Origin of the sequence: Tropicimonas marinistellae, from assembly GCF_001509585.1 — a bacterium.
Lineage (GTDB): Bacteria > Pseudomonadota > Alphaproteobacteria > Rhodobacterales > Rhodobacteraceae > Tropicimonas > Tropicimonas marinistellae.
This window is the reverse complement of record NZ_LNCI01000006.1, coordinates 35,016-51,932: the sequence shown is the minus strand read 5'-3', so window position 1 is coordinate 51,932 and position 16,917 is coordinate 35,016. Positions and strand designations below refer to the sequence as shown.

General features: G+C 63.3%; 12 protein-coding genes and 1 tRNA gene. 9 read left to right on the top strand and 4 right to left on the bottom strand.

Features of this window, described 5'->3' with window-relative positions:
- Nucleotides 1-688: 688 nt before the first annotated feature.
- From ARC39_RS13560 to ARC39_RS13545, 3 genes are all read left to right on the top strand, one after another.
- The gene (locus ARC39_RS13560; protein ID WP_078059256.1) at nucleotides 689-1,486 is read left to right on the top strand and encodes a class I SAM-dependent methyltransferase; all 798 of its coding nucleotides are present in this window, start codon (nucleotides 689-691) and stop codon (nucleotides 1,484-1,486) included.
- A 672-nt stretch (nucleotides 1,487-2,158) separates the two neighbouring features.
- Nucleotides 2,159-3,049 carry a phosphate/phosphite/phosphonate ABC transporter substrate-binding protein gene (locus tag ARC39_RS13550; protein WP_068115311.1) on the top strand — a complete coding sequence of 297 codons (891 nt, stop codon included), beginning with the start codon at nucleotides 2,159-2,161 and terminating at the stop codon, nucleotides 3,047-3,049.
- Between the two features lie 13 nt (nucleotides 3,050-3,062).
- Nucleotides 3,063-5,489 (top strand): hybrid sensor histidine kinase/response regulator, encoded by a 2,427-nt coding sequence (locus tag ARC39_RS13545; RefSeq protein WP_068115308.1) that lies wholly within the window; start codon nucleotides 3,063-3,065, stop codon nucleotides 5,487-5,489.
- A 172-nt stretch (nucleotides 5,490-5,661) separates the two neighbouring features.
- Here ARC39_RS13545 and ARC39_RS13540 read toward each other — a convergent pair whose 3' ends face one another.
- The 3 genes from ARC39_RS13540 to ARC39_RS13530 all read right to left on the bottom strand — a co-directional run bounded on the left by ARC39_RS13540 (nucleotide 5,662) and on the right by ARC39_RS13530 (nucleotide 7,487).
- Nucleotides 5,662-6,117, bottom strand: coding sequence for a hypothetical protein (locus tag ARC39_RS13540; RefSeq protein WP_068115306.1), 456 nt, complete (start codon nucleotides 6,115-6,117; stop codon nucleotides 5,662-5,664).
- A gap of 142 nt (nucleotides 6,118-6,259) precedes the next feature.
- The gene (locus ARC39_RS13535; RefSeq protein ID WP_068115304.1) at nucleotides 6,260-6,730 is read right to left on the bottom strand and encodes a cupin domain-containing protein; all 471 of its coding nucleotides are present in this window, start codon (nucleotides 6,728-6,730) and stop codon (nucleotides 6,260-6,262) included.
- A gap of 217 nt (nucleotides 6,731-6,947) precedes the next feature.
- On the bottom strand, nucleotides 6,948-7,487 hold the full coding sequence (locus tag ARC39_RS13530; RefSeq protein ID WP_068115302.1) for an adenine phosphoribosyltransferase: 540 nt from the start codon (nucleotides 7,485-7,487) through the stop codon (nucleotides 6,948-6,950).
- Nucleotides 7,488-7,750: 263 nt separating this feature from the next.
- On the opposite strand from ARC39_RS13530, the gene ARC39_RS13525 reads away from it, so the two are divergent.
- The 6 genes from ARC39_RS13525 (at nucleotide 7,751) to ARC39_RS13495 (ending at nucleotide 14,715) form a co-directional block, all read left to right on the top strand.
- A complete protein-coding gene (locus ARC39_RS13525; RefSeq protein WP_068115656.1) occupies nucleotides 7,751-9,529 on the top strand; it encodes an SLC13 family permease in 1,779 nt (592 codons plus the stop codon).
- A 179-nt stretch (nucleotides 9,530-9,708) separates the two neighbouring features.
- Nucleotides 9,709-10,449, top strand: a complete 741-nt coding sequence (locus tag ARC39_RS13520) for a YebC/PmpR family DNA-binding transcriptional regulator (RefSeq protein ID WP_068115301.1) — start codon at nucleotides 9,709-9,711, stop codon at nucleotides 10,447-10,449.
- A 139-nt stretch (nucleotides 10,450-10,588) separates the two neighbouring features.
- A tRNA-Val gene (locus tag ARC39_RS13515) sits at nucleotides 10,589-10,664 on the top strand.
- A gap of 718 nt (nucleotides 10,665-11,382) precedes the next feature.
- Nucleotides 11,383-12,504 carry a GDP-mannose 4,6-dehydratase gene (gene gmd, locus ARC39_RS13505; protein ID WP_068115297.1) on the top strand — a complete coding sequence of 374 codons (1,122 nt, stop codon included), beginning with the start codon at nucleotides 11,383-11,385 and terminating at the stop codon, nucleotides 12,502-12,504.
- Nucleotides 12,505-12,514: 10 nt separating this feature from the next.
- Entirely contained in the window at nucleotides 12,515-13,477 is a 963-nt protein-coding gene (gene fcl, locus ARC39_RS13500; protein WP_068115295.1) for a GDP-L-fucose synthase, read from the top strand.
- A 512-nt stretch (nucleotides 13,478-13,989) separates the two neighbouring features.
- The gene (locus ARC39_RS13495) at nucleotides 13,990-14,715 is read left to right on the top strand and encodes a DUF2971 domain-containing protein (RefSeq protein WP_149866430.1); all 726 of its coding nucleotides are present in this window, start codon (nucleotides 13,990-13,992) and stop codon (nucleotides 14,713-14,715) included.
- On the opposite strand, the gene uvrB is transcribed toward ARC39_RS13495, so the two are convergent.
- The gene (gene uvrB, locus ARC39_RS13490; RefSeq protein ID WP_068115292.1) at nucleotides 14,712-16,910 is read right to left on the bottom strand and encodes an excinuclease ABC subunit UvrB; all 2,199 of its coding nucleotides are present in this window, start codon (nucleotides 16,908-16,910) and stop codon (nucleotides 14,712-14,714) included. The two genes, ARC39_RS13495 and uvrB, sit on opposite strands and share 4 nt — an antisense overlap.
- Between the last annotated feature and the right edge of the window lie 7 nt (nucleotides 16,911-16,917).

Here is a 16,917-nt window from a genome sequence, read left to right as displayed (position 1 = left end):
TCAAATTGTACATTGCCTTGCTTCGGCATTCACCAACGACACGTGCCGGGGAAGGGGATGCGGGCACGGGCATCCCAACTGGCCCGGGTCCGACTTCGTATGATTTGTTCTCTGCCGGGGCGAGGCAACGTCCTTGGTGGCTTCGTTTTCGATTGCTTTGTCCTGGGAGAAGCGAAACCCATTGTGCTTTGCATGGCAATGATTTCGGTCAATGCCCCTCCCTTGGCCCGTGTCTGGCCGCCTCCACCGCCGGCCTTTCGGCCACCCCGTCCCGGTGGGCAGGCGCTTTTTTACCCGCCCGCAACCGTTTGATCTTCGTCGGATATGGATAAGAGTGACCGCAGACGACAGCTGTCGCTGCGCTTCCCCACGGGCCGGCGCACACCGGGCTCCAAATTCGTAACTGGTAAGGTCGCTTTGTCCGCCTATCGGATCATAGCTGATCCGTCCCTGTCGGAAGCCATGCGCAGAAAGCGGACCCACAGGGGCGAGGAGTGCGCTGTCGCGACCGGCGCGGGTGATGTGCGGCGGCAATGCCGACTTTGGACGCATCGAAGGAAATGGCCCAGTCGTCCGGAGCCCCACCTTGGGCAGATCTCGTCATTCACTTGAGGTCGTTTCAAGTGTGGGGGATTTCCGGTAGATTTCGTTGTAGCCGTCGAAGTGCCTGCGCGTGGAGGAACAGGATATGCCGCAGCATAGCCCCCCGAAGTTCACTGATGGTGGGGGATACGAGAAAATGATGGGGCGATGGAGCCAAGTCGCTGGGCAGTTGTTTCTCGACTTCCTTGCGCCTGCACGGGGTTTGCACTGGTTGGACGTCGGCTGCGGCAACGGGGCTTTCACGGAATTGCTGTTCAGTCAGGCGGGCGCTGCCAAAGTGACCGGAATCGATCCCTCGGACGGGCTGATAGAGACCGCACGGGTACGATTGCAGGCGCACGATACCGACCTGATTGTCGGCGACGCGCAAAGCTTGCCGTTCGCGGACCAGCAGTTTGATGCGGCGGTGATGGCGCTGGTCATCAACTTCCTGCCGGACCCGCCGAAAGCCGTATCGGAGATGGTGAGGGTCGTCCGGCCCGGCGGAACGTTGTCCAGTTATATCTGGGACATAGAAGGCGGCGGCTTCACGATGGAGCCGATCAGGGTCGCGCTGAGTGGGCTTGGCATCGAGGCTCCGGTCACCGGACCCGACAAGGCCCGGCGGGACTACATGGAACAGGTGTGGGAGAGCTTCGGCCTCGAGGAGATTTCCTCGACGCGCATGGATGTGCCGCTGATCTACGCGGATTTCGAGGATTTCTGGAGTTCCAGTACCGGCATTCCCAATTCCGTGGCGAACGTGGTCAAATCCTTGTCCGAGAGCGATCAAAGCCGTCTTAAGGAAGGTCTGAGGGAAACCTTGGCAACTGGGCCAGATGGCACCGTCAGCTATACCGCCGCGATCAACGCCACGCAGGGGCGCGTACCCAATTCTCCCTGAGAATTCTTGCAGTGCGAGGTCGCCCGGAAACGACGCAAAGTCCAGAATGCGCGGCTTCCGACTGAGTGGTGAAATGCAAAGAGGTCACTCGGCGCCAGTCGTGCACTGGAAGCCGGTCGTGACATTGACCGTGCTCGTGTCGAGCAACGCCCAGGACCCGGCTTCGATCAGAGTTCCGTCAGGCATCATCCTGAAAATGATCACGCTCCGCCCGTTCGCACCGGTTTGCTCCCACCTGTGACATGACGTGGAACCGCCTCGTTGTGTTCTGCAGCTCAGAGCCCAGGAGCGCACAAGCCCGTGGTCATTCCAGGTGTAGGCACCTTGATCCCCGGCGACCGTGAACGTGTGGTTCGGGTCATCGGGACGCGTGCACACAATCGTCGAAGCCGCCGCATCGGAACCCGGCAGCGACAGCAGAATGGCCGCAATGATCGTCGATACCTGTCTCGACATTTCGTCATTGTGCCCTGCCGCCATCGCGCCTGACAACCTGCACCGGCGCCCGATGGGGAAGCTGTCACCCCTGTCGTGGCGACGGCAGGGCGGCGCACGTCATCGACGCGTTGGCACGAAAGTACGGCCCGATGGGCTGGTATGCATTTGGATTTAAGCGGGAATTAAGCAGTTGGCGATAGCCACAGGAAGCTTCCTGGGTAACTGGAGATTCCTATGTGCCGCGCTCTCGTTGCAGTCCTTTGCCTGCTGATGTCCAGCCTCTCTGCCGGAGCGGAGACACTGGTGCTCGGCAGCGTGAACGACAATGTCCGAAAACACCTGGATCGCTTCACCCCGCTGGCACTCTACCTTGCACAGGAACTGGCCGCCGACGGGGTTGACGATATCCAGATCTCTGTCTTGCCCTCGTCGACCGATATGGCCGCGGCCCTGCGCGATGGCCGTGTCGATCTGTACTTCGACAGTCCGCTGATCGCGGCCAGGGTGGCGCAGGAGTCCGGCGCGGTGCCGATGCTGCGCCGGTGGAAACGCGGGGTGAGCACCTATCATTCCGTCATCGTGGTGCCGATGGACAGCCCGCTGCAAACGATCGGGGATCTCGCCGGCCGCAAGATCGGCTTTCAGGAGCCCGATTCCACCTCCGGTTTCCTGTTGCCGGTCGGACTGATCGACAGCGCCGGGCTGACGTTGCAGGAACTGGCGAGCCGTCATGCCAGGCCCGAGGGCGATGCCGTCGGCTATGTGTTCACCGGGGACGACAAGAACACGCTCCTGTGGCTCGCCAAGGGCTGGATCGACGCTGCCGCAACCGATCCCCGCGGCTTCGCGATGCTGGACAAGTCACAGCCGGACCGTTTCCGGGTGATCGAGAAAAGCATGGACGTGCCGCGCCAGGTGGTGGTCCGACGCGCCGGTCTGGAGGTGGAGCTGTCCCGGCGCATCAAGGATGTGCTGATCGGAATGGAGGCCACCGAAGAGGGCCGGAAGGTCATGAAGAAATTCCACAAGACCACGAAGTTCGATGCCTTCCCGAACGGCGTCGATGCAACCTTCGCTCCGATGTACGGGCTGCTCGACCGGCTCGAGATCCTGGCGCTCTATTGACGCCGGCTCGGCCTTGCGGGGACTCGAACGCATCAGGGCACTCCGGCGCGCGGCCACCCGCGGCGTCCGCCGAAGGATTTCGCTCTATTTCGGGATGACGACGGCGGCCATCGTCGTCACCCTGATTGCGATCAATACCCTGACCCAGCTGCAGCTCGTGCGCGAACGCGTCACGGAGAAGACCGACTCCCTGGGCGCGCTCATCCGCGAGGTCACGCTTCCCTATCTGCTGGAGGATCGCCCGGCCGAGCTCGACATCATCTTCGAGGAACTGGCACGCCAGCCGGATGTGCATTCGCTGTCGTTCATCGACCCCGACGGCATGCTGCTTGTCACCAGCGAATCCGAGGGCGGATCCCTGTTTCTGGCCGTGGTCGACGACCCGCTCGTGGAGCTGGCGCAGGCCACCCGGACACGCCAGTTGCAGACCGGCGGCGGCCTGCTTCACGCTGCCGTTCCCGCGCTTTACGGACTGCAGAATTACGGCACGATCCGCTACACGCTCGAAACCCGGATGTACCGGAGCGGTGTCTCCGTGGTTCTGTTTCGCAACGCGCTGTTCGGGCTGGTCTTCACGGCGGGCAGCATCCTCATGAGCATGGCGATCGCGAAACGCCTTGCCAGCCCGCTCGAACGGCTGAACCGCGCCACCCGGAAAGCTGCCAGCGGCGACCTCGACCAGTTCATCGACATTCGGACCAATGACGAGGTCGAGAGCCTCTCCAGATCCTTCAACACGATGCTCAGCAATCTCCGCGCGCGCTGGAACGCGCTGGAGGATGCGCAGGAGCGGCTGGAGGAGTTCAGCCGCAACCTCAACTCCAAGAACGGACAGCTTGCCACGGCTCTGCAACAGGCCCGCTCGGCCGAGGCCGCCAAGACAGAATTCCTCGCCAGCATGAGCCACGAGATCCGCACTCCGATGAACGGTGTGCTGGGCATGGCGGAGCTGCTGGCGGAAACCCGGCTGGACCAGCACCAGGCCAGGCTGCTGGATACAATCACCTCGTCGGGCCGGTCCCTTCTCAATATCATCAACGACATCCTCGATTTCTCCAAGATCGAGGCCGGCCACATGGCCATCCGGAACGAACCGTTCCGGGTCAGCGATCTTGTCGAGGATACCGGGCGCATCCTTGCCCTGCAGGCCGCCCAAAAGGACGTGGAACTGGTCACGCGTTGCGACCCCAGGCTTCCCGTTTTCATGAACGGCGATTTCGCCCGGATGAAGCAGGTGGTGATGAACTTCGCCAGCAATGCGGTCAAGTTCACCGATCACGGCCATGTGCTGATCCGGGCCCGGCTGGTCCGGGATGCAGACAGGCGCAAGCTGCTGCGCATCGACGTGCAGGATACCGGCTGCGGCATTCCCGAGAACAAGATCGACCTTGTTTTTGGCCGTTTCACCCAGATCGACGGTTCCTACAGCCGCAAGTACGAAGGCACCGGGCTGGGGCTGGCCATCAGCAAGGGGTTCGTCGGTCTCATGGGCGGGCGGATCGACGTTCGCTCGAAGCCCGGCAAGGGCTCGGTGTTTTCCTTCACCGTGCCGCTGATCGCTGTAGACGGACAGGATGAGTCCGCGCCCGGCCTGACGGGGCTGAAGGGCGCGCGGGCACTGCTGGTCACTTCACATGCAACGTTGCGCGACAGCGTGCGCGAACGGCTGGAAGCCGTGGGCCTGCAGGTCACACCCTGCCGGACGGGCCAGATGGCCCTGAAACTGCTGGCGGTCGCGCACCGTCGATGCACCCCGTTCACGCAGATACTGGTCGACGACAGATTGCCGGACATCGGCGGCCAGGCGCTCAGCACACAGATCGGCACCTTGCCCGGAGCGGCGGGGCGGCGGGTCATTGTCTTCGAGCGGATTTGCCAGCTGGCCCGTCCGGGCGCCTTGCCGGACGGGATGGCAAGCGGCCGCCTGCTCAAACCCCTCATTGCAAGCCAACTGATCGAGGCCCTGATCCAGAGCCCGGCACGGGCCAAGGACAGCAGCCCGGGTAGGCGGGGCAAGCACGACCGGACCGCGCCGCAAAGCGCCGCCGCACCCGGCATGGTGCTCGTGGTCGACGACAACCGGACGAATTCCAAACTGCTGGAGTTGATCCTGAAGAAGCAGGACGTTTCCTTTGTCACGGCCGCGAATGGCGCCGAGGCTGTCGAGCAGTTCGAGGAATATCGCCCGGACCTGGTCTTCATGGACATCAGCATGCCGGTGATGAACGGGCTGGAGGCGGCCCAGCGAATCCGCGCCATCGAGGTCGCTGCGCCGGACGTCGCGGCTCGCTGCCGGATCATTGGCCTGACCGCTCATTCCACCCCGCAGGATCGCCGGGCCTGCCTGGATAGCGGCATGGACGACCACATGACCAAACCCGTGAAACTGGCGGCAATCCGAGGCGAGGTCGCCAGTATGCACCATCCGCTACACTGCTGACGCCGCCAGCCCGCCAGGTTTGGCTGCGCAGGGGCGGGACAAATGTGACCGGAGCGCGACGAAGATGACGATCGTGGGCGGGGAAGTCTGCGGATCGACCGGACGATCAAGGAAGTCGCATCCATGGGCTGACGTGCGAATGGCGCCTTTGCGCAGGCAGCGGTCTTCGCCCTCAGCGCGCTTCCGGAGCAGGTCCGACGGTCAGGATTTTTCCGTTGCTCCAGACCAAAGCCTCGTAGCAAACTTCTGCGCCTGCACCTCCACACCAACCGCCGTCACGACCGATCAGCAGTATGGTGTCGGGCCCCCAGTCCACCAGTCGCCATCCCGTGGCCTGCCACGCCATGACGGCCCCATCCACAACGAGATTGAGCATGCAACCGCCCGACCCGCAGTAAAGGGACGCCGCCGTTGAGCATGAGTATTCACTTTCGTCGACGAGGGTGGCCGTGACCGACCCGAACTGTGACCGCAATTCGATTTCTTGAACAGCATCGCCCGGATCGAACTCACCGTTCTCGAACGAACGGCAATCGGCAGCCGCTTGATCAATGAGCGTCTGTGCATCCTGAGAGTGTGCGACGACAGCGGACACCACTAGAACTGCGGCAGCGAGCGAGATTCTCATCGTTAACTCCGTCATTGGTCTGCGCAACCATTGCCAGCGCCGGCGTTGATGTCGCTTGTTTCCTCAAAACAGCCAACGTCCAAAGACAGTTCAAGGCCGGGAAGGCGCAGGTCGCGGCGTTTACGTCGTTGCGGGGATTGGGTCACGCCGGGTGGTTCGGATCAACCCAAAGGACTTCTTCGACTGCTTCGGCTGGTTCGATGTCGAGGTTGACCACCACAGGGTCTTGATCGGACCGCACCAGAACGCATTCCAGCGGTTCATCGGGCGAGGCATTGATTTCCTGATGGGGCACGTAGGGGGGCACGTAGATGAAATCACCCGGGTCCGCTTCGGCCGTGAATTCGAGCCGCTCTCCCCACCGCATTCGCGCCTTTCCCCGCACGACGTAGATCACGCTTTCGAGGTGACCGTGATGGTGGGCACCCGTCTTGGCGTTGGGCTGCACGTCGACCGTTCCGGCCCAGATCTTCTTTGCCCCGACGCGTGCGAAGTTGATTGCCGCAGCACGGCTCATTCCGGGCGTTTGTGGCGTGTTTCCATCCAGGCTGTCTGCCTTGATCACCCGGACACCAGATTGTCTCCAGCCATCTTGCGGCGTGTCCTCCGACATTGGACGTCCCCCCAGGTTGCTCCAATCTGTCGACGTTAACACACTTGGACTTGGGCGCGAATGCGCGACAGGGGGGGCGCGGGTTCAAAAAGGGCGATCGTCAGACGGATCGACAGCGCAAACCGGACATCCCTCGAAAGAAGGCAGCGGCAGCCCGGCGACGGGTGGCGGAAACGACCGTTGGTGTGACCCGGGTTCCGGCGCGGGCAAGGGCGCTTCACGCGCCTTCGAATTCGCAGAGCGCGTGGACGTCCATGCCCATGGCTTCCAGCCGCCCGCGGCCGCCGAGCTCGGGCAGGTCGATGACGAAGGCGCAGCCGACGACTTCGCCGCCGAGGCGCTGGACGAGCTTGATCCCGGCCTCTGCCGTGCCGCCGGTGGCGAGCAGGTCGTCCACCACGAGGATGCGGTCGCCCTCGGAGATCGCGTCGTCGTGGACCTCCACCACCGCCTCGCCGTATTCCAGCGTATAGGCCTCCGAGATGACCGGGCCGGGGAGCTTGCCCTTCTTGCGGATCGGCACGAAACCGATGGAGAGCTGGTGGGCCACGGCGCCGCCGAGGATGAAGCCGCGCGCCTCCAGGCCGACAACGCAGTCGATGGGCACGCCGGCGTAGGGGTGCAGCAACTGGTCGACCGCGATGCGCAGGCCGCGCGGATCGGCGAAGAGCGTCGTGACATCGCGGAACATGATGCCCTCGTGGGGGAAATCCGCGATGGTGCGGATGTAGTCCTTGACCGTCTTGTGGTTCGCCATGATCCGCGTTCCTTTTGGCTGGGTGCCTTGGCTGGCACGGCGCGACAACTGAACCCAGAGGACGTGCCGCGGGCAAGGGCGGCGGAGGGAAAAACGGCGGAGTGTGCTGTCATGCCGCCGCGGAGTGCCCCTGCTGGGCGAGGCACTGCCCATGAAGGCGGCGCGCGCGTTGCAGGACGGAGGCGGCTGGTATCCAGAATGATCCCTTGCGCCACCCACTGTGCCGGATAAGGATGTGCAACGGGGCAATCGCAGGGCGGTTCATGGATCTATTCATCCTCGGAGAGACGGGGCAGGCGGTACTTTCACTTGTCGCAGTCGCCGTGATGTTCGTGCTTTTCGCACGCGAGGTCTTTCCGGCCGAGGTCGTGGCGATTCTGGGGGCCGCGGTCATGCTGGTCACCGGCATTCTGCCGTACGATGCGGCGCTGGACGTGTTGTCCAACCCGGCGCCCTGGACGATCGCGATGATGTTCCTGATCATGGGCGCGCTGGTTCGCACCGGCGCGCTGGACTGGTTCACCCAGATCGCGCAGCGCCAGGCGGAGCAGAACCCCAGCCTTGCGATAGCGACGCTGATGGCCTTCGTTGTGCTGGCCTCTGCCGTGGTGTCGAACACGCCGGTTGTCGTGGTGATGATCCCGGTGGTCGTGCAGATCGCCCGAACGATCAATCGGCCCGCGTCCAAGATGCTGATCCCATTGTCCTACGCGGCAATCCTTGGCGGCACGCTGACGCTGATCGGGACATCGACAAACCTGTTGGTCGACGGTGTCGCCCGCGCCAACGGGATGGAGGCCTTTGGCATCCTCGAAGTGACGCCGCTGGCGATTTTCGTGGTCGCCTGGGGGATGATCTACCTGCGCTTCATTGCGCCGCGCCTGCTTCCGGACCGGGACAGCATGGCCGACGTGCTTTCCGACAAGGCGAAGATGAAGTTCTTCACCGAGCTCGCGGTGCCGGAGGACAGCGGGCTGATCGGGCAGCGCGCGCTGGACGTGGACCTCTTCAAGCGCGAGGGCGTGCGGGTGATCGACGTGCTCAGGGGCGATGCGTCGCTCCGGCGCGACCTGCCGTCCGTGGTTCTGGAGGCCGGCGACCGGGTGGTTCTGCGCACGCAGATGAGCGAGTTGCTGAGCCTGCAAGGGAACAAGAACCTGCGTACCGTGGACAAGCTGAGTTCGGTTCGCACGGAAACCGTGGAGGTGCTGATCTCCCCCGGTGCCCGCATGGTGGGGCGGACGCTTGGGCAGCTGCGCCTCCGCCGCCGCTACGGTGTCTATCCGCTTGCCGTGCACCGGCGAAACCAGAACATCGGGCGTCAGCTGGACGATCTGGTCGTCCGGGTGGGCGATACCTTGCTGCTGGAAGGGGCGCCGGAGGACATTCGGCGATTGGCCCTCGACATGGGATTGGTGGATATCGCGCGGCCGTCGGCCCGCGCTTTCCGCCGCGACCGCGCCCCGATTGCAATCGCCGCGCTGGTCGGGATCGTGCTCCTCGCGGCGATCGGGGTCGCGCCGATCCTGTTTCTGTCCTTCGTCGCGGTGGCGCTCGTGCTCATCACGCGATGCATCGACGCCGACGAGGCGTTTTCCTTTGTCGACGGTCGTCTCCTCGCCCTGATCTTCTCCATGCTGACGATTGGCGCGGCGCTCGAGGCCTCGGGCGCTGTCGAGCTTGTCGTCAACGCGGTGTCGCCGGCGCTCATGACCCTGCCGCCGTTCCTGGTGGTCTGGGCGATCTACCTGCTGACATCCGTGCTGACGGAGCTTGTGTCGAACAATGCCGTGGCGGTTGTCGTGACACCCATCGCGATCGGGATGGCGACGGCGCTCGGCTACGACCCACGTCCCTTCGTCATCGCCGTGATGGTCGCGGCCTCGGCCAGCTTCGCGACCCCGATCGGCTACCAGACGAACATGATGGTCTACGGCCCCGGCGGCTACCGTTTCTCGGACTTTCTGAAAGTCGGCATTCCGCTCAACCTCTCCATCGGCGTCCTGGCGTCGGCCTTGATCCCAATTCTCTGGCCCTTGTGAGGATGGGCTCGTCGGCGCGCCACCCCGCCCGTGTCGTGGCCGCCGCCCCCTGTTGACCGGAAATCCGCGTATCGACGCCGCGGTGCGTATCGCGGTCGGCGATGGGATTGCCCCCGGCAGTTGCTTTGGGATATTGACGCGCCAATCACGCAAGTCTCGACCCGAAACGGAGAAGACCCATGGCCGGCCATTCAAAATGGGCGAATATTCAGCACCGCAAGGGGCGGCAGGATGCTGCGCGCTCCAAACTGTTTTCCAAACTGTCGAAAGAAATCACCGTCGCCGCGAAGATGGGCGATCCGGACCCGGACAAGAACCCGCGCCTGCGGCTGGCGGTGAAGGAAGCGAAATCGAACTCGGTGCCGAAGGACGTCATCGACCGCGCGATCAAGAAGTCCGTGGCGGGCGAGGGCGATGACTACGAAGAAATCCGCTACGAAGGCTACGGCCCGGGTGGCGTGGCGGTGATCGTCGAGGCGATGACCGACAACCGCAACCGCACCGCCTCCACCGTGCGCTCGACCTTCGCCAAGCATGGCGGCAACCTCGGCGAGACCGGTTCTGTCGGCTTCATGTTCGAGCGCAAGGGCGAGATCACCTATCCGGTCTCCGCCGGCTCCGAGGACGATATCATGCTGGCGGCCATCGAGGCCGGGGCGGAAGACGTGGAGTCCGATGAGGAGACGCATGTCATCTACACGGCCGACACCGACCTCAACGATGTTTCCACCGCGCTGGAGGACGTGCTTGGCGAGGCCGAGCACACCAAGCTGATCTGGAAGCCCACGACGACGACCGAGCTTGACCTTGACGGCGCGCAGAAACTGATGCGCCTGATCGACGTGCTGGAAGACGACGACGACGTGCAACGGGTGACGGCGAACCTCGAAATCTCCGACGAGGTTGCCGCGCAGCTCTGATTTGGGGCGCGCAGGGCCGTGGAGACAGGCGCCTTGGCCCGTCGGCCCCTGGGAATTCGTCCCGGCGCAGGTATCTGTGCCGGGAACACCGATCCTCTCTTGCCTTCACTGTGGCCGACAGGCTATCAGACCGGGCGGCGGGTGATTAGCTCAGTTGGTAGAGCGCTTCGTTTACACCGAAGATGTCGGGAGTTCGAGTCTCTCATCACCCACCACCTTCCATCGTGAACGATCTAACGCGCTGGCGGAATTGCGAAATCCGCCGCTTTGGCCGCTGGGTTGAGGCGCTGCGAATGGCGCGCGCGAGAGTGTGGCCTTGTGGGTATGCGGGGGGGCTTGCCTCGGGGCAATCCTCGACAGGATCGCCGGCAATTGGCTGTGCCCGTGGAGAGCCGCGCATTGGCGCGGGGCGTCCGGCACGTTGCAGGCGGTAGCGGGGAAGCCGGCCTGCCGGGCTCGTTCCGTCAGAGCCGCCTTCTGCGGCATCTAGATCGTTTCCGATGCGGTGACGCGACATTTTCGCAAATTGTGTCGAGAAAGCGTGGATGCCGGTGCCTTTGAAGGCTAGTCAACCCTTGGCGACAGATCACGCCCGGCGCCCGGTGGCGTCGCCCTGACCAGAATTGCGCGAGCCGATTTCCCAGATCATGAAGTTTTCTGTTGTCACCGCCACGTTCCATCGCGCGTCCGCAGACGCGAATGCGTTCGCCGGTCAGAAGGCTCGATCTCGTGGGGTCAGGGCCGTTCCCGCAACACCTGCCTTGGTGACGGCGCGGGCGGTCGGCAAGAGCGACCGGTCCGGCGGGCGGATCATGCGCAGGTGCCGCGAGGAATTTCACGCCTTGCGGCAAAACCTCATCGGCGGCGTCGGAACGCTGCCCGGAAAAACAACAGCAAGGTTGAGCAGTTCTTTGTGAAGGATTGGATCAGGACATGACGAAGCGCGCACTGATAACGGGAATCACGGGGCAGGATGGTTCTTATCTTGCTGAATTTCTTTTGGAAAAGGGCTATGAGGTGCACGGCATCAAGCGCCGGGCCTCGCTCTTCAATACGCAGCGGATCGACCACATCTACCAGGATCCGCACGCGCCGGACCCGCGGATGAAGCTGCATTACGGGGATCTCAGCGACACGTCGAACCTGACCCGGATCCTGCGCGAGGTGGAGCCGGACGAGGTCTATAACCTTGGCGCCCAGAGCCATGTCGCGGTCAGCTTCGAGGCGCCGGAGTATACGGCCGATGTCGATGCCATTGGCACGCTGCGTCTGCTGGAGGGAATCCGTTTCCTCGGGCTGGAGAAGAAGACGCGGTTCTACCAGGCCTCGACCTCGGAACTCTACGGGCTCGTGCAGGAAACGCCCCAGAAGGAAACGACGCCGTTCTATCCGCGCTCCCCCTATGCCGTGGCCAAGCTCTATTCCTACTGGATCACGGTGAACTACCGGGAGGCCTACGGGATGTACGCGTGTAACGGCATCCTCTTCAATCACGAGAGCCCGCGTCGGGGGGAAACCTTCGTGACGCGCAAGATTACGCGCGGGCTGGCCAATATCGCCCAGGGTCTCGAGGACTGCATCTTCATGGGCAACATCGACGCGCTGCGCGACTGGGGGCATGCGAAGGACTACGTGCGCATGCAGTGGATGATGCTGCAACAGGATGCGGCCGAGGATTTCGTCATCGCGACGGGCAAGCAGTTCTCGGTCCGCGAGTTCATCCGCTGGTCGGCGGCCGAACTGGGTATCGAGCTCGAGTTTACCGGGACGGGCACGGAAGAGACCGGTGTCGTGGCGGCGGTGACGAGCGACATGGCACCGGCGGTCAAGGCCGGCGATGTGATCGTGCGGATCGATCCCCGGTACTTCCGGCCGGCCGAGGTGGAAACGCTGCTTGGGGACCCGGCGCGCGCAAAGGAACGGCTGGGGTGGGAGCCGCAGATCACCGTGCAGGAGATGTGCGCGGAAATGGTCGAGCAGGATCTTCGCGTTGCGCGCCGCCACGCCTTGCTCAAGGAGCACGGGATGGAATTGCCGGTTTCGCTCGAGCTCTGAGGGGGCGACGATGAAGACCTACATTGCCGGACACCGTGGCATGGTCGGCTCGGCCATCCATCGCCAAATGCAGGCCCGGGGCGCTTCTGCGGATTCGATCGTCACACGGACCCATGCGGAGCTCGACCTGACGGATCAATCCGCCGTGCGCGCGTTCATGCAGGCGGAACGGCCGGAGCGGGTGATCCTTGCCGCCGCCAAGGTGGGCGGTATTCACGCCAACAACACCTATCCGGCGGAGTTCATCTACGAGAACCTGATGATGGAGACGAATGTCATCCACCAGGCTTTCGAGGCGGGCGTTCGCAAGCTGCTCTTCCTGGGGAGTTCCTGCATCTATCCGAAGCTCGCGCCGCAGCCCATGGCGGAAAGCGCGCTGCTGACCGGGACGCTTGAGCCCACCAACGAGCCATATGCGATTGCGAAGATCGCCGGGATCAAGCTGTGCGAGAGCTACAACCGCCAGTATGGCGTCGACTACCGCAGCGTGATGCCGACGAACCTTTACGGGACCGGCGACAACTTCCACCCGGAGAACAGTCATGTGCTGCCGGCGCTTCTGCGGCGGTTCCACGAGGCGGCAAGATCGGGCGCGGAGGAGGTGGCGATCTGGGGCAGCGGCACGCCGCGGCGCGAGTTCCTCCACGTCGATGACATGGCGGAGGCATCGCTCTTCGTGCTCGAACTTGATCGGGCGGCCTATGACCGGTCCACGGAGCCGATGCTGTCGCACATCAACGTGGGGACGGGGACGGATATCAGCATTGCCGAACTCGCGGCGATGATTGCCGAGGTGACCGGCTACACGGGGCGCATCGCCTACGATCGCACCAAGCCGGACGGCACGCCGCGCAAGCTGATGGACGTCTCGCGGCTTGCGGAAATGGGGTGGACGGCGCAGATCCCGCTCCGTGACGGGGTCGCGCAAACCTACGAATGGTTCCTCGAGAACGCCGCCGATTTGCGTGGCTGAGGTTTTGCCCCGACGCCGGAGGTGAGCGCGATGCCTATCCGGTGAGGGGCGGGGTGTGTGTTCCGGCGGGCACTGCGGCGGCCTATCCGTGCTCGGCTCCGGAAGGGATGCCAGCGCAGAGGGCGGCGCCCGACCCTCGGTGGGCGCTTTCGGGCGCCTGTGGTGGGCGGATTCTCCCGAAAGCCCCGGATTCGCACTGTGCGGTGCGGGCCATCGCCAATGTGTCCTCCCGGGGGGAGTTCGAGCCGTCCCGGAAATGGTCCGGGGGACCATTTCAGGCGAGAACGGGCGGAGCCCAGGGCGCGGATGCCGGTAGTCCAGGTTCGCGGAGGGCGGCGCCCGACCCTGGGTGGGCGCTTTGGGGCGCCTGTGGTCAGCGATTTATCTTTGAAGCCCCGGACTCGGGGTGTGCGGTGCGGGCCATCGCCAATGCGCCCTCCCGGGGGGAGGGTCGGGCGCGGCCCGGGCTGGACGCCCGGGCTGTCGGACGTGGTTCGAAGGCAGTTTCATGATTGGCAGAAATCGCAAAATCGAAATACGCGACATTTGTTGCTCTGCGACCCGTGGCGTGGCAGTCTTTGCTGAAATCAGTCTATAAGAGCGACGAAATGGGAAGTAACTCTCTGAATACGATCAACCGATATACATCACTTGCGTCTGCCATCCATATGCTGACCAAGAAGCAAATCACACTCCTAGATCCCGACACTTGGGATGATCGTAACGATGTTCACTTCATTCAAAAATACCGGTCGCGAAACCAAAACAAGCAGGTGTTTGCCCTATGTTTTTCGCGCTCTGATCAAACTTACCACCACTGGCGAGTGTTCGCGCCCGGGCCGGATGGAGTCTGTATCGCGTTTTATGAGGCCAAGCTGCGTGAAGTGTTTTCTCTTAACTCAAACGTCGAGATTGGAAACGTGAAGTACCGTTCAATTGGCGATGCTAGGGCAATGAAGCCTCTTTCCGATGAAAACCTAAAATTTTTGAAGCACAAGCGCTATGAGCCTGAAGAAGAGACGCGCATAGTGTATACCGGGAAAACAAACGGCCAGTATCCAACTTACCCATTTCCGATCAGCGCAATCGAACGAATAACGTTAAGCCCGTGGCTTACAAAGCCGCTCGTGGATCCGATGAAAAGCCTAATAGCGAAAATTGACAAATGTCAGCGCCTCAAGATCTACCGATCAACTTTGATAGATTATAGGGATTGGCAGTCGCTAGCTGACGGCTAACGCTTCCGCCTCTTCACATTCCCCCCGCGCTGCCCCGGCCGCCCGGCCGTTGAGCGCCCTCTTCCCTTCACCGCCGCCTCACTCGCCGCTTCCACCGCCGATTGCCGTGCCAGCGGGTCGTCGGCGACGGCCAAATCCACCGCTTCCAGCCGTTTGATCTCGTCCCGCAGGCGGGCGGCTTCTTCGAATTCCAGGTCCTCGGCGGCCTTGCGCATCTGGGTTCTTAACCCGTCGAGGTGGGCCTCCAGGTTGGCGCCGTGGAGCGGTTTTTCCACCGTGGCGGTCACGCGGGACATGTCGGTGTCGCCCTGGTAGAGGCCGGCGAGGATGTCTTCCACGTTCTTTTTCACCGTCTCCGGCGTGATGCCGTGTTCCTCGTTATAGGCGATCTGCTTGGCGCGGCGGCGGTCGGTTTCCTTAAGCGCGCGCTCCATGGAGCCGGTGATGCGGTCGGCGTACATGATGACCCGGCCCTCGGCGTTCCGCGCCGCCCGGCCGATGGTCTGGATCAGCGAGGTTTCGGAGCGCAGGAAGCCCTCCTTGTCAGCATCGAGTATCGCCACCAGCCCGCATTCGGGGATGTCGAGCCCCTCGCGCAGCAGGTTGATGCCCACCAGCACGTCGAAGGCGCCAAGGCGGAGGTCCCGCAGGATCTCGATGCGTTCGATGGTGTCGATGTCCGAATGCATGTAGCGGACCTTGATCCCCTGTTCATGCAGGTATTCCGTCAGGTCCTCGGCCATGCGCTTGGTGAGCGTCGTGACGAGGGTGCGGAAGCCCCTGGCCGTCACCTTGCGGACCTCGTCGAGCAGGTCGTCCACCTGCATCTCCACGGGTCGGATCTCCACCTGCGGGTCCAGGAGCCCGGTGGGGCGGATCACCTGTTCGGTGAAGACACCGCCGGTCTGTTCCAGCTCCCAGGATTGCGGGGTGGCGGAGACGAAGACCGATTGCGGGCGCATGGCGTCCCATTCCTCGAACTTGAGGGGGCGGTTGTCCATGCACGACGGCAGGCGGAAGCCGTGTTCGGCCAGCGTGAACTTGCGCCGGTAGTCGCCGCGATACATGCCGCCGATCTGCGGCACGCTCACGTGGCTTTCGTCGGCGAAGACGATGGCGTGATCGGGGATGAATTCGAAAAGGGTGGGGGGCGGCTCGCCCGGCGCGCGGCCCGTGAGGTAGCGGGAATAGTTCTCGATGCCGTTGCAGACGCCGGTGGCCTCCAGCATTTCGAGGTCGAAATTGGTGCGCTGCTCCAACCGCTGCGCCTCCAGCAACTTGCCGTCGTCGACGAGCTGGGTGAGGCGGCTCTTCAGCTCCTTCTTGATGCCCTCGATGGCCTGTTTCATCGTCGGTTTGGGCGTGACGTAGTGTGAATTGGCGTAGACGCGGATACGGTCGAACGTATCCGTCTTCTCGCCGGTCAGCGGGTCGAATTCCGTCAGCGTTTCCAGCTCCTCGCCGAAGAAGGAGGCGCGCCAGGCGCGGTCTTCGAGGTGGGCGGGCCAGATCTCCAGCACGTCGCCACGGACCCGGAAGGAGCCGCGCTGAAACGCCTGATCGTTGCGGCGGTATTGCTGGGCGACCAGATCGGCGATGACCTTGCGCTGATCGTATTCGCGCCCCGTGTGCAGGTCCTGCGTCATCGCCCCGTAGGTCTCCACCGAGCCGATGCCATAGATGCAGGAGACCGAGGCGACGATGATCACGTCGTCGCGTTCCAGCAGTGCCCGGGTGGCGGAGTGGCGCATCCGGTCGATCTGTTCGTTGATCTGGCTTTCTTTTTCTATGTAGGTGTCCGAGCGGGGGACATAGGCCTCGGGCTGGTAGTAATCGTAATAGCTGACGAAATACTCGACCGAGTTTTCCGGAAAGAAGCCCTTGAACTCGCCGTAGAGCTGGGCCGCGAGCGTCTTGTTCGGCGCGAGGATGATCGCAGGGCGCTGCGTCTCCTCGATCACCTTTGCCATGGTGAAGGTCTTGCCGGTGCCGGTGGCACCGAGCAGGACCTGGTCGCGCTCGCCGTCGCGCACGCCCTGCGAAAGCTCCGTTATCGCGGTGGGCTGGTCACCCGCCGGGTCGAATTCGGACTGCATGATGAAGCGCCGGCCGCCTTCCAGCTTCTCGCGGGTGCGGACATCCGGGGCAGGGCTGTGGAGGATCGGCGGGGACTGGTCGGAATTGGCATAGGGCATGGGCCAC